12 protein-coding genes are annotated in these 12,329 nt (G+C 57.7%); 3 read left to right on the top strand and 9 right to left on the bottom strand.

Annotation, left to right across the window (positions count from 1 at the left end; translation table 11 throughout):
- The first annotated feature begins 3 nt into the window (after positions 1-3).
- Positions 4-894 carry a maltose ABC transporter permease MalG gene (gene malG, locus AC6I7A_RS20940; RefSeq protein WP_009093054.1) on the top strand — a complete coding sequence of 297 codons (891 nt, stop codon included), beginning with the start codon at positions 4-6 and terminating at the stop codon, positions 892-894.
- Between the two features lie 81 nt (positions 895-975).
- Here malG and AC6I7A_RS20945 read toward each other — a convergent pair whose 3' ends face one another.
- The 6 genes from AC6I7A_RS20945 to AC6I7A_RS20970 form a co-directional block, all read right to left on the bottom strand.
- Complete coding sequence (locus tag AC6I7A_RS20945; RefSeq protein WP_058957799.1) at positions 976-1,587, bottom strand: TetR/AcrR family transcriptional regulator; 612 nt, start codon at positions 1,585-1,587, stop codon at positions 976-978.
- Positions 1,584-2,180 (bottom strand): NAD(P)H-dependent oxidoreductase, encoded by a 597-nt coding sequence (locus tag AC6I7A_RS20950; RefSeq protein WP_058957798.1) that lies wholly within the window; start codon positions 2,178-2,180, stop codon positions 1,584-1,586. Before AC6I7A_RS20950 ends, AC6I7A_RS20945 begins: the two co-directional genes overlap by 4 nt.
- Before the next feature lie 845 nt (positions 2,181-3,025).
- Complete coding sequence (locus tag AC6I7A_RS20955; protein ID WP_033736777.1) at positions 3,026-3,694, bottom strand: methionine ABC transporter permease; 669 nt, start codon at positions 3,692-3,694, stop codon at positions 3,026-3,028.
- Positions 3,682-4,470, bottom strand: coding sequence for a methionine ABC transporter ATP-binding protein (locus tag AC6I7A_RS20960; RefSeq protein WP_058957797.1), 789 nt, complete (start codon positions 4,468-4,470; stop codon positions 3,682-3,684). Before AC6I7A_RS20960 ends, AC6I7A_RS20955 begins: the two co-directional genes overlap by 13 nt.
- Complete coding sequence (locus tag AC6I7A_RS20965) at positions 4,463-5,266, bottom strand: MetQ/NlpA family ABC transporter substrate-binding protein (RefSeq protein ID WP_033736835.1); 804 nt, start codon at positions 5,264-5,266, stop codon at positions 4,463-4,465. The genes AC6I7A_RS20960 and AC6I7A_RS20965 overlap by 8 nt, the downstream gene beginning before the upstream one ends.
- A gap of 21 nt (positions 5,267-5,287) precedes the next feature.
- Complete coding sequence (locus AC6I7A_RS20970) at positions 5,288-6,307, bottom strand: isopenicillin N synthase family dioxygenase (protein WP_046102905.1); 1,020 nt, start codon at positions 6,305-6,307, stop codon at positions 5,288-5,290.
- 464 nt (positions 6,308-6,771) lie between these two features.
- Here AC6I7A_RS20970 and proP point away from each other — a divergent pair, with 464 nt between their 5' ends.
- Positions 6,772-8,238, top strand: coding sequence for a glycine betaine/L-proline transporter ProP (gene proP / locus AC6I7A_RS20975; RefSeq protein WP_058957796.1), 1,467 nt, complete (start codon positions 6,772-6,774; stop codon positions 8,236-8,238).
- An 85-nt stretch (positions 8,239-8,323) separates the two neighbouring features.
- Here proP and AC6I7A_RS20980 read toward each other — a convergent pair whose 3' ends face one another.
- On the bottom strand, positions 8,324-8,914 hold the full coding sequence (locus AC6I7A_RS20980) for a CGNR zinc finger domain-containing protein (protein WP_058957795.1): 591 nt from the start codon (positions 8,912-8,914) through the stop codon (positions 8,324-8,326).
- A 178-nt stretch (positions 8,915-9,092) separates the two neighbouring features.
- Here AC6I7A_RS20980 and AC6I7A_RS20985 point away from each other — a divergent pair, with 178 nt between their 5' ends.
- Positions 9,093-9,959, top strand: coding sequence for an alpha/beta fold hydrolase (locus AC6I7A_RS20985; protein WP_058957794.1), 867 nt, complete (start codon positions 9,093-9,095; stop codon positions 9,957-9,959).
- A 51-nt stretch (positions 9,960-10,010) separates the two neighbouring features.
- Here the strand turns inward: AC6I7A_RS20985 and AC6I7A_RS20990 are convergent, their stop codons facing one another.
- A complete protein-coding gene (locus AC6I7A_RS20990) occupies positions 10,011-10,559 on the bottom strand; it encodes a YbhB/YbcL family Raf kinase inhibitor-like protein (protein WP_058957793.1) in 549 nt (182 codons plus the stop codon).
- A 110-nt stretch (positions 10,560-10,669) separates the two neighbouring features.
- The gene (locus AC6I7A_RS20995; RefSeq protein WP_058957792.1) at positions 10,670-12,310 is read right to left on the bottom strand and encodes a dihydroxyacetone kinase subunit DhaK; all 1,641 of its coding nucleotides are present in this window, start codon (positions 12,308-12,310) and stop codon (positions 10,670-10,672) included.
- Positions 12,311-12,329: the final 19 nt, after the last annotated feature.

Genomic DNA, 12,329 nt, shown 5'->3' on the forward strand with positions numbered 1-12,329 from the left:
GTTATGGCTATGGTACAACCCAAATCGCAACGGCTGCGTCTGCTGACCACGCATCTGCTGCTGCTGTTATTTATCGCAGCGATTCTCTTTCCGCTGCTGATGGTGGTGGCGATTTCGCTGCGCGCCGGTAATTTCGCCACCGGCAGCCTCATCCCGGAGCAGATCTCATGGGAGCACTGGCGTCTGGCGCTGGGTTTCAGCGTGGAACATGCGGATGGACGGGTCACACCGCCACCCTTCCCGGTGCTGCTCTGGTTATGGAACTCGGTTAAGATCGCGGCCATCAGTGCGCTGGGCATCGTGGCGCTCTCCACCACCTGCGCCTATGCGTTTGCCCGCATGCGCTTTACCGGCCGTGCCAGCCTGCTGAAGGGGATGCTGATTTTCCAGATGTTCCCGGCGGTGCTGTCGCTGGTGGCCCTCTACGCGCTGTTTGACCGGCTCGGCCAGTATCTTCCGTTTATCGGGCTGAATACCCACGGCGGCGTGATCTTCGCCTATCTTGGCGGCATTGCGCTGCATGTCTGGACGATAAAAGGCTATTTCGAAACCATCGACGGTTCGCTGGAAGAGGCGGCGGCGCTGGATGGTGCCACCCCGTGGCAGGCGTTCCGGCTGGTGCTGCTGCCGCTGTCGGTGCCGATTCTGGCGGTGGTGTTTATTCTGGCCTTTATCGCGGCGGTGACAGAGGTGCCGGTCGCCTCGCTGCTGCTGCGCGATGTTAACAGCTACACCCTTGCGGTCGGGATGCAGCAGTATCTCAATCCGCAGAACTATCTGTGGGGCGACTTTGCCGCCGCTGCGGTGCTCTCTGCGATTCCGATTACCCTGGTCTTCCTGCTGGCCCAGCGCTGGCTGGTCAGCGGCTTAACCGCGGGCGGGGTGAAAGGCTAAACGATCATCATTGTACGTTGCCACTGCTTACACAACCTCTGTTGTGGTTGAAGGATTCGGCGGCCTGCGGGCCGCCTTTTTTTACGCTTCCTCTGCCGGTGTACGACTGCCTGCCACCAGCGCCACGACAAGCGCGGTGATCGCCTGCTCGCCTGCCTGTTTATCGATATCGCCCCGTGCCACCGCGCCTGCGATAGCATCCGCGCCCCCCAGCAAGCCCCACATGCCTGCTTCGGCCATCCCGCTGCTGCCCGTAAATGGAGCAAACCAGCGCTGACAGCGGGCGATAAAGTCGAGCTGATAGTGACGTTTTACCGCAGCGAGTTCAGGCGTGGTGCTGAGCGCGGAAAGGAGTTCAGGAATTTCACGTCCTTCCGTCATCACACAATCCACGTAACAGGCTGCGAGCACGGCCGCTTTTTGCTGCATCTGCATCGGCGCAGCCTCCATGGCCGCTTCCATCCGATCGGTCTGGCGGCGATCGAAATCGTCATACAATGCCGCCAGCAGACCATGACGGGTCGTGAAGTGATCGTAAACGACGGGCTTACTGACGCCCGCTGCCTCACCCACCCGGGCCAGCGTCAGCGCCTCGCTGCCTTCGGCCTGCATGATCTGCCAGGCGACTTCTGCCAGCTGTCGGCGACGCGCCTCGCGTGACAGACGTTTAGGGGAAGACTTTTTCGCGGTCATGCGCTTTCCTCACGGGCAAAAATCCGTTGCCCCCATTGCTGCGCCCGCTGATAGTGTGACTCAGGAAATCCCTCGTCGCTGGTCAGTAGCAACTCGCTGGTAACCACCGGCGCGCCACAATAATCAAAGATGCCATGATCGATCAGATTCCGCATGCTGCCGAAATAGCCGCGGCGCATGAAAGTTCGCGTATCGGCTGCACCCAGCGCGATCAGATGCACGGGAAGATGTCCGAGGCGCTTCACTATCCGGTCATCCTGCTCGTCGAAGGCCCAGCCTGCAATAAAGACCCGATCGATCCAGCCCTTGAGCTGCGCCGGAAATGACCACCAGTAAATCGGGTAGACCAGCACCAGCGCATCAGCACGATCCAGCCGCTGCTGCTCGGCCAGCACATCCGGCGGAGTTGCAGCCTCACCGTTAAAACGTTGGTGATCGCTGAGCGTAAAACGCGGGTCGAACCCCTCAGCGGCGAGATCGGCCTGTTCAACCGTATGGTGGCCTGACGCCAGAACCCCCTGCGCAAGCTGGTCCGCAATGCGATGGGTGTGAGCATCATGATTGGGATGGGCAGTTACTATGAGTGCATGCATCGTCGTCACCTTACCTGATTAGCCATTAAGCTACTAAAGGTAGGTTACGGTTAGTAGGTTAGCAAGTGGCAACGTATGCAGAGATTCGGCTGACCGCATTTACTGTTCAGGTGAAGCTGTCGCCAGCAGGGATGTTTCAGGGACGGTTAAACGTAAAAGGGAGAAGCGCCAGGCGGTCGGTTGATTAAACAATTGCGTAAATCAATCGCATCATCAGTGCAGGCTACCTGAATAAGAGTCAGAAACATACAAAGGCAGGCGCTATAACTGAAACAGGATAACTAGCTTCTCTTATATTTAACGTTGATGATCAGAAAGATAACCGTGTTCAAACAGATTGAGAATAAAAAACTCACTAAACAATAAAAATAAAACGAATCAGACAGGGTATATCTCTGTGTCAGATATACACTGGTCAGTGGATACAGGAAACAGACCAGCAGAGTGACAGGCAGTGAAATCAATAACTTCCTGTAATTTGTAACAGGTTTTGATTTGTTTAGTAGCTGAATGCAAAATGCAAAAACAGAAAGAAAAACAGGTCCGAAAGCAAATTCACCCAACGTCATTACGTAACTCCCTCTCCTTAGCCAGGGAAAATTATTCCCTTATCCTTATTTAGCGACACGCCATCGTGACGCTGATAACAGATAACGTCATTATGAATTAACATGATTTTGCTGGTCACTCTGCACTATATCTCCAGACATCTTTTTTTATTCTTAAAAGACACGCCGGATTATATATGTGTTAATGATGACGGAAACAGAGGCGGGGATTAACGCTTTCTGCGGCGAGATCGGCCTGTTCAGCCGTATGGCGGCCTGACGCCATACGGTCAGTCGTTAACGACGATAAGCCAGCGAGCGCACCAGCCAGTCGCCCAGTTTCTGAATCAGCATCACCAGCGCCAGCAGCACGACAATGGTCGCTGCCATAATCTGATTATCGAAGCGCTGATAGCCGTAGCGAATCGCCAGATCCCCCAGTCCGCCGCCGCCGACCACGCCGGCCATCGCCGAGAAGCCAATCAGCATCACTATCGTCAGGGTAATCCCTGCCACCAGCGCAGGCAACGCCTCCGGCAGCAGCACGCGGCTGACGATATGCCACAGATTGCCCCCCATCGACACCACCGCCTCAATGCGGCCGCGATCGACTTCATCCAGCGCGTTCTCCACGATGCGCGCAAAGAAGGGAAACGCCCCCAGGGTAATCGGTACAATCGCAGCCGTACTGCCCAGCGTGGTACCAACCAGCAGGCGGGTAAAGGGGATAAGCGCGATCAGGAGCACGACAAACGGCAGCGCGCGTCCGGTATTCACCAGCGTATTCAGCAGGAGAGAGATGGCGCGATTGGGCAGAATACCCTGTGGACGGGTCAGAAACAGCAGGACACCCACCGGCAATCCGATAGCGACGGTAAAAAGCGCTGCCAGCAGCACCATATAGAGCGTTTCACCCGTGGCATTCAGCAGCAGTTCCTGAAAACGATCGCGGGTCATGCTACGCATCGGGTAAGAGCCTCCCGCTGATATTTTTCGATAAACGCCCTGTCCGCCTCGCCATCCTTCAGCAGCATCGTGCGGAGACGGCCCTCTTCGCGTCCCATGATCTGGCTGAGGGTGCCGCTTTCCACCAGCTGCCCCTTCTCCAGCAGCGCGGCACCGTCACAGATACGCTTCACGACCGCCATCTCATGCGTGATCAGGACGATGGTGATATTCAGCTGCTGCTGAATATCTGCCAGCAGATCAAGAATGGAGAGGGTGGTTTCCGGGTCCAGTGCACTGGTCGCCTCATCGCACAGCAGGTAGCGGGGACGGGCTGCCAGCGCGCGGGCGATGCCGACGCGCTGTTTCTGTCCCCCGGAGAGCTGCGATGGCCAGGCCGTTGCAAAGGCTGTCAGTCCCACCAGATCCAGCAGCGAAGTCACGCGGGCGTGGCGTTCGGCCTTGGGTATCCCGGCAATCTCCAGCGCCAGGTCAATATTGTCCCGCACGTTGCGGGAATGGAGCAGATTGAAGTGCTGAAAGATCATCCCCATCTGCTGCCGTTGCTGACGGAGCTGCGCCAGACTCAGCCGGGAGATATCTTCCCCATCGATCTCAATCAGACCGCTGGAGGGACTCTCCAGCCGGTTCAGGCAGCGCAGCAGCGTGCTTTTACCCGCCCCGCTTCGCCCCAGTATGCCGAAGATCGACCCTTCACTGATGGTGAGAGAGATATCGTCTAACGCTGGCGCGGGTGCGCCAGCATACTGTTTGCTGAGGTGACGGATATTAATCATGCTGATTATCCGCGACCGGAATCACGGAGCCCTGGTAGTTTTTCCGGATAAACGCGGCCACCTGCGGCGAACGCAGATCCTTTGCCAGCTGCACGACGCGGGGATCTTTTTCCAGTGCCGGGGTGGTGACCAGCAGGTTGGCATACGGGTTATGCGCAGCGGACTCCAGACCCAGCGCATCTTTGGCCGGATTCAGCCCCGCTTCCAGCGCATAGTTGCCGTTGATAATCGCGGCATCAACATCATCCAGCGAGCGTGGCAACTGAGGCGATTCAATCTCGATGATTTTGATTTTCTTCGGGTTTTCGCTGATATCTTTCGGCGTCACCAGCGTGGAGCCCGCTTCACCCTGCGCCCGGAGTTTAATGACCCCTTTATCCTGCAGCAGCCACAGCGCACGGCTCAGGTTGGTGGTGTTGTTGGGTACCGCAATGCTGGCACCCTCTGGCAACGCCGCCAGCGACTTCACTTTGCGCGAGTAGATCCCCAGTGGCTCAATGTGCACACTGGCGACGACGGCAAAGGTCTTACCCAGCGCCTTTTCCTGATCTTTCAGGTAGGGCAGATGCTGGAAGTAGTTCGCATCCACATCCCCGGAGGCGAGCAGTTCATTGGCGTTTACCCCACCGCTCAGCTCCACGATCCTGATGTCGAGTTTGGGATCCAGCGTTTTAACATACTCCAGAATTTCGGCGTGTGGCACCGGATCCGCAGCCACACGCAGCGGCGCAGCCTGCAGACTTTGAGCAATCAGCAGTGAAAGACCGGCCAGAGCCAGAACGCGCTTTTTAATCATCATCATTTATCTCTTATGGTTTTAGTGGGAGGTGTGTTCAGGATAAAAACGCTCTGCAACTTCCGGATGCGAACGCAGCCGGCCTTTGAGGTAATTCCAGCCGACTTCACGCAGCAGCGGGTTGAGCGGATCGCTGGCCGGTCCCTGAGCCAGCCCGGCCAGCTGCGGGGGCAGCGGGTAGATCGGCACAACGGCATCGAGCTGCGCACCGAGGAAAAAGGCGATAGAGAGGCGCTCGCGGCTTTGCAGGGGCGATACCACCCGATGAACGGTGGCGCGCAGATAGCCATTGGTCGCCAGCTCCAGCAGCTCGCCAATGTTCACCACAAATGCGCCCGGTTTGGGTAAGGCGTCGATCCAGTTATCCGGCGTCACTTCCACCTGAAGACCCGGCTGATCGTCCTGCAGCAGCATTGTCAGGAAGCCGGAATCTTTGTGCGCGCCGACGCCCTGGCGGGATTCGCCCTCGCTACGGCCGGGGTAGCGGATAAGCTTGATATGTTCGTTGGGATAGTCGCCATAGAGATTGTCAAAGGCGTTGCGCGGCAGATGGAGCGCTTCGGCAAAGGCGCGCAGCAGCTCCAGCGCAACGGCGGTCATCTGCTGCTGCCAGCGGGTGACGACGGTCTGCAGTTCCGGCAGGGCTTCAGGCCACTGATTGGGGCCCTGCATCCGTTGCCACGTGGGCGAGTCGGCGGTCACGGGCAGCGCTTCGCGTTCAGCACCAATATCAAACTGCTCGCGAAAATCGGGCTGGCTGCGGGTTATCTCTACGCCGGCCAGGTTATAACCGCGAAAATGAGGCGAATTGGCCATCCTGACGGCGCTTTTGTCCGCCTGTGGCAGGGCAAAAAACTGGCGTGCGACCTGCTGAACCTCATCGGATAACGCGCGGTCGATCCCGTGGTTGATCAGATAGAAGAAACCTACCTCACGCGCCGCCTGGCTGAGTTTCTCGCGTGACTGTTGCTGCTGCTGTTGATCTCCCGATAACAGTGCGAAATCAATAACCGGTAATTCTGCTGATGTTAACGCGCCCATGTTTAACACTCTGTTGGTCTGGAATAGCAGTACACTGCCACTGCATTTATGCGTTAACTACCAACTAATCCTGCTATGGATATGCGGCGAACGGAAATATCGCGCTGCACCCCAGACAAATGATCCGCAGATTACGCTGGTTGCCGGATGAGACATTCTGGCGCGCGTCTGGCCTGGCGACGCCTGCTGGCCGGAATCATCCTGCGCCGGATGTTACGAAATGTTTATTGCCGTAAGCAGAGATGAATAAGATTACTATGCTGACTTTGTCAGTAAAAGTAGTTATTTCCGCTGAAAACTTGCAATACCTTACAATTGTGGTCTAAGGTTTGCCCCTGCGGTTAATTGCCGCTTCACTTAAAACTTATTCGGCTTCTTATAGCTTTCATTTCCACGGTTTCTTCTGACCCTTATTTTCGGCTGCGAAAGCTATAAGACTCCTTCATTCAGTAGTTGAGGAGTTTATGGACACCAGAAACAGATCGTCTGACCATGCAAAGAAACATTTCTGGAACAGGAAGCAAAAAGAGCTGACTGTTGATGACATTACCGTGATCGATAACGACATGCTGAAGCGTGCCGTTGGCGCAGCCGCGTTAGGTAATGCGATGGAATGGTTCGACTTCGGCGTTTACAGCTACCTCGCCGTCATCATCGGCAAGGTCTTCTTCCCGGACGCCAACAACGCCGTGCAGCTGATCGCCACCTTTGGTACGTTCGCAGCGGCCTTCCTGGTCCGTCCGATTGGCGGCCTGGTGTTTGGCCCGCTGGGTGACCGCATCGGCCGACAGAAAGTGCTGGCGATGACGATGATCATGATGTCGATTGGCACATTCTGTATCGGCCTGATTCCGGCCTATTCCTCTATTGGCATCATGGCACCGATCCTGCTGCTGGTGGCGCGTCTGATCCAGGGCTTTTCGACCGGCGGGGAATATGGCGGCGCAGCGACCTTTATTGCGGAGTACTCTACCGATAAACGCCGAGGCTTCATGGGCAGCTTCCTGGAGTTCGGCACCATTGGTGGTTACCTGCTGGGTGCCAGCCTGGTGACGGTGATGACCACCCTGATGTCAAACGAGGCGATGATGTCCTGGGGCTGGCGCGTGCCCTTCTTTATCGCCGCGCCGCTGGGTCTGTTTGGTCTCTATGTGCGACTGAAGCTGGAAGAGACTCCGGCCTTCCAGCAGCACATGGAAAAACAGGAGGCGCTGGAGCAGAGCAAACCGCGCCTGACCCTGATGCAGATGCTGAGCAAATACCGTGCGCCGATGCTGAAATGTATCGGTCTGGTGCTGCTGTTTAACGTCTCTAACTACATGCTGACCTCCTATATGCCAAGTTATCTGACCGGCGTACTGGGTCTGCCTGAACTGAGTGGCCTGCTGCTGGTGATGGTGGCAATGTTTGTGATGATGCCGCTGACGCTGCTGTGGGGCCGCTGGACGGACCGCATCGGGCGTCGGCCGGTGATTGGCTTTGGTGCGGTGGGTCTGATCCTGCTCGCGATTCCGAGCTTTATGCTGATCGGTTCCGGTAACATGTGGGCAGTATTCGGCGGCCTGCTGATTCTGGGCGTGCTGCACACCTGCTTCAGCGGCACCATGCCTTCAACGCTGCCTGCGCTGTTTACGACCGATATCCGTTACAGTGCGCTGGCCATTGGCTTTAACCTGTCGGTCTCCCTGTTTGGCGGAACCACCCCGCTGATTACGGCGTGGCTGGTCGATACCAGTAAAAACACCATGATGCCGGCCTACTACACGATGGGTGCGGGCATCATCGGTCTGCTGACTATTCTGACCGTCCGTGAAACCGCCCGGCAGCCGCTGACCGGTTCATCGCCAGCGGTGGCGACCAAAGCGGAAGCACATCGCCTGATTGATAAGCTGCGCAAGCGCTCAAAACCTTCAGCGCCCGCCGCGCATTAAGTCTGAAAACACCCTGCTCTGCAGGGTGTTTTTTTATCTGACGCCTCTTTCTCTTTTTCCGGCATCACCTCAGCGCCCGGAGTCGTCATCCCTCTGACTTCACGCCCTGCCGGAAACGCGCCACTTTCGCCCGATTACCGCACAGCGCCATGCTGCACCAGCGACGGCGATGCGCTTTGGTACGATCGTAAAACCACAGGTTACAGGCGGGATGTTCACAAGCGCGTACCCGGCTGAAATCCGCCTGGGCCAGCAGGCTGGCAGCCTGTTCTGCAACCCGCCCCAGTCGCTGCATTGCGCTCTGAGCAGGATAAATCCGGCGGATCTGCAACGTCCCCTGCTCTGTGACGAGCTGCATATGGCTGATCGCCTCGCCCAGCCAGGCATTCAGCACCCGCACATCTATCGCTTCACCCGCCTTCTGTTGCTGCACCATGTCGCGAATGTTGTCCCGCAGCTGACGGGCAGCCTGCAACAGCGTGCCAGCTTCAGAGTGCGCTGCCGGGCCGTCTGTAGCCAGTCCGGCCTGCTGAAGCCATACGTCAACATCCTCATCGGTTTGCCAGAAATCGTGCGGCTGACCGTCCACGATGGCGACGGTATTAATGAAGTCCAGCGCCGGATGATCGGCCAGAAACCACGGCCCCTGCGCGGTGAATGATTGTGTTTCTGCCATGTTAATGCCTCTCCTGGGAGTCTCGCCTGACACCAGTGTCACCGATAAAAGACGCATTATACAGTTACAAACAGACCATGTAACCACTTAAATCATCATTGACAGGTTACCAAAAGGCAGCATAATCAGCATCAGTAACCCCTAATAAACGAATTTACCAGTTACAGGAGTGTCAGCTATGACCGACCACACTATTCAACATCGCTATCTGCAGGCCGATGGGGTCAATATCTTCTATCGGGAAGCGGGCGATCCTTCCCACCCGGTACTGTTACTGCTGCATGGCTTTCCCACCTCGTCACATCAGTTTCGTCACCTTATTCCTCTGCTGGCTGACAGGTTTCATCTTATCGCGCCCGATCTGCCCGGCTTTGGCTTTACTGACGTTCCCGCTGAGCGTCACTACAGCTGGACTTTCGACGCACTCGGTCAGACGCTGACCGCTTTCGTGGATGCGCTGGGTCTGAAACGTTATGCCCTGTATGTTTTCGACTATGGTGCCCCTGCCGGTCTGCGTCTGGCCCTCGCCCGGCCTGAGCGTGTCAGCGGACTGATATCGCAAAACGGCAATGCCTATCTGGAGGGACTGGGAGAAGCCTGGGCGCCGGTGCGTGCTTACTGGGACGACCCCAGCGAAGCTAAGGGTCAGGTGGTGCGCGACACCGTCCTGACGCCGGAAGCGATCAAGTGGCAATACACGCATGGCGTCAGCGATCCGCAGTTAATTGCGCCGGAGACGTATACGCTGGACACCCTGCTGATGGAGCGACCCGGTAATAAAGCGATTCAGCAGGCGCTGTTTCTCGATTACGCCAGTAATTTGCAGCGCTACCCGGAATTTCAGGCCTTTTTCCGTCAAAAGCAGCTGCCGACGCTGGTGATCTGGGGGAAACACGATCCCTTCTTTATCCCGCCGGGGGCAGCAGCCTGGCAGCGTGACAATCCGCAGGCGGTGGTTGAGATGCTGGATAGCGGGCATTTCGCGCTGGAGACCCATACTCAGCACATTGCAACGCGTATCCGGGAGATGTTCAGCGGCGACTGACAAAAGGGGCACAGAAGCTATCCGATACCGCCTCTGTGCCTCTCCCTTCCTTTATTCATTACTGAACCGGCCGACCGTACTGGCCGCACCCAGCGCATGCCCCTTCAGCTCTGCAATCAGTTCCGCCTGGGTTAAACCCGCTTTTAACTGGCCCGGCGGCAAATCGGTGGCGATCAGCACAAAGTTATAGTGGTGCAGACCGCTACCCGCTGGCGGACAGGGGCCATAATAGTGTGTGGTTCCCGGCGTATTCTTTCCGCCGGTATACCCTTTCCCCTCCGTCAGGGCGCCCTGAGCAAACGATGAACGCGTGGGGGCAATGTTGTAAGCCACCATGTGGGTGACGCCAAGTCCCCTGGCCCCCACCGGATCGGTCATCAGCAGCGCCAGACTGCGGGTGCCCGCCGGAATAGCCGACCAGTTGAGTTCAGGAGAGACATTCTCACCGGTACAGGAAGGATTACTTTTATTGGCACCGGCAAACTTTTTGTCCAGCAGCGCATTGTCGTTGAAGTCCCGGGATTGCAACGTAAATACGGATGCCGCCAGCGTGGTCATGGGCAGAACGGCCAGCGCCGCCGCGCAGAGTAATTTTTTCAACCGTCACTCCTTATCAGATAGCACCTGAGAAAATTGTCCCGCTACACTGTTTTATTGCCTGCTTACTCTGACGGCTGCGCGACAGAGGCCGCACAGCAGCGTCAGCATTTTCACTTCACCTTGTTCAGGGCCGTAAAGACGCGTGCGACCGCGACGGCCCCCGGATCGGGCACGCCATTGAGGTTTGTGCTGTTCAGATAGGAGGAGCGACCCGCTTTTGCAGTTCCCATGGTGGCCGTCGCCTCACTGCCCTGCTGCGCCGCTTCTGCTGCCGCCTGCAGTGACTGGCCCGCCACCAGCGCCTCAATGGCCGGTTGCAGTGCATCGATCAGTGTCCGGTCGCCCGGCTTTGCCCCGCCATACTCCTTCATCTTCTCCAGCCCCTGCTGCAGGGCGACAGGCAGGGTATCGCCCTCCGCCAGTTGCTGGGCGGCAGCGGTAAAAAAGATCGCCATCAGCACGCCGCTGGAGCCGCCCATCACCGTCGCCAGCCGCTCTCCCGTGACCGCGAGCAGCTCGGGTAAAGCATTCAGTGGCAGCTGATTATCGGCACATTCGCGCTGGATCTGACGCGCACCCGCGGCAAAGGTCGAACCGGTATCACCGTCCCCGACCTGCGCATCCAGCCGGTTCAGCTCACTTTCGCAGGCCATCAGGGTTTCACAGATAGTGTTCACGCAGGCGGCAACCTGGGGGTTTGCAGAGGGCTGGACCGGGTGGGCTGAAGCCGGAGTGGCGGCACTTACCGGTTCCAGTGGGGCGATTCTCACTGGGGTTACCCAGCCGGTGACCTCAACCGGCGCGCAGAGGGCCTCTTCGAAGAGGGGAGTCAGCCTCATGCAGGTCACGGAAAACCCTTTCATGTCCAGTGCGGTCATCAGCGGCGCAGGCCCCATCAGATAGTTACTGCCCCGGCTGAGCGGTGACGCAATCAGGTCCCGCGTCACCAGACTCATCTCCAGCGCGGACATACCGCCCAGATTATTCACCAGCAGCGCGCAGGGTTCCTCATTCTCCGGCATCACCTTCTCCAGCAGCTGCTGAACAATCTGCTGACTGTTCTGGCTCTGCATCACCTCAACACCCGGTTCTCCGTGAATGCCCAGTCCCATTTCAACACTGCCTTCCGGCACCCGCTCGCTGACCGGCTCATCCGGCAGATGGCAGCCGGAGAGCGCCACGCCCATCGACGCGATGGCCTGGCTGGCCGCCTGCGCGGCCGCGGTGACTGCCGCCAGGTCGTCACCCCGTTCGGCGACGAAGCCCGCCACCTTGTGTACCAGCAGGGTACCGGCCAACCCGCGCGGCTGAGGATTCTCCGGCAGGGCCACATCATCACCGACAATCACCATGTTGACGCGGTATCCCGCCTTACGCGCCTTCTCTGCCGCCAGGCCAAAGTTAAGCCGATCGCCGGTGTAGTTTTTTACAATCAGCAGGCATCCGGCTTCCCCGGTAAGATTGACGATGGCGTGATACACCGCGTCTACGCTGGGTGAAGCAAAGAGATCGCCACAAACGGCGGCCGTCAGCATCCCTTTACCGATAAATCCGACATGCGCCGGTTCATGTCCGGCTCCCCCGCCGGAGATCAGCGCCACCTGCTGTTTCTGCCAGTCCCTGCGCATGACAATGCGGATTCGCGGCGCGACCTGTAGCCGCACCAGATTGCGCAACGGGCTGGCGTAAATCATGCCATCTAACGCGCTGTCGACAAGGTCGTCCTTGTTATTCAGTACAAATCGGGTCATCTCTTCATTCCTCATGGGC

The sequence above is a fragment of the Type-F symbiont of Plautia stali genome (genome assembly GCF_059731105.1).

Coding starts and splice junctions, on each gene's coding strand:
- AC6I7A_RS20970 (WP_046102905.1), bottom strand. CDS start 6,307: ATGGGCGCGTTAACATCAGCAGAATTACCGGTTATTGATTTCGCACTG.
- AC6I7A_RS20965 (WP_033736835.1), bottom strand. CDS start 5,266: ATGATTAAAAAGCGCGTTCTGGCTCTGGCCGGTCTTTCACTGCTGATT.
- AC6I7A_RS20985 (WP_058957794.1), top strand. CDS start 9,093: ATGACCGACCACACTATTCAACATCGCTATCTGCAGGCCGATGGGGTC.
- AC6I7A_RS20950 (WP_058957798.1), bottom strand. CDS start 2,180: ATGCATGCACTCATAGTAACTGCCCATCCCAATCATGATGCTCACACC.
- AC6I7A_RS20980 (WP_058957795.1), bottom strand. CDS start 8,914: ATGGCAGAAACACAATCATTCACCGCGCAGGGGCCGTGGTTTCTGGCC.
- malG (WP_009093054.1), top strand. CDS start 4: ATGGCTATGGTACAACCCAAATCGCAACGGCTGCGTCTGCTGACCACG.
- AC6I7A_RS20995 (WP_058957792.1), bottom strand. CDS start 12,310: ATGACCCGATTTGTACTGAATAACAAGGACGACCTTGTCGACAGCGCG.
- AC6I7A_RS20960 (WP_058957797.1), bottom strand. CDS start 4,470: ATGATTAATATCCGTCACCTCAGCAAACAGTATGCTGGCGCACCCGCG.
- AC6I7A_RS20955 (WP_033736777.1), bottom strand. CDS start 3,694: ATGCGTAGCATGACCCGCGATCGTTTTCAGGAACTGCTGCTGAATGCC.
- proP (WP_058957796.1), top strand. CDS start 6,772: ATGGACACCAGAAACAGATCGTCTGACCATGCAAAGAAACATTTCTGG.
- AC6I7A_RS20945 (WP_058957799.1), bottom strand. CDS start 1,587: ATGACCGCGAAAAAGTCTTCCCCTAAACGTCTGTCACGCGAGGCGCGT.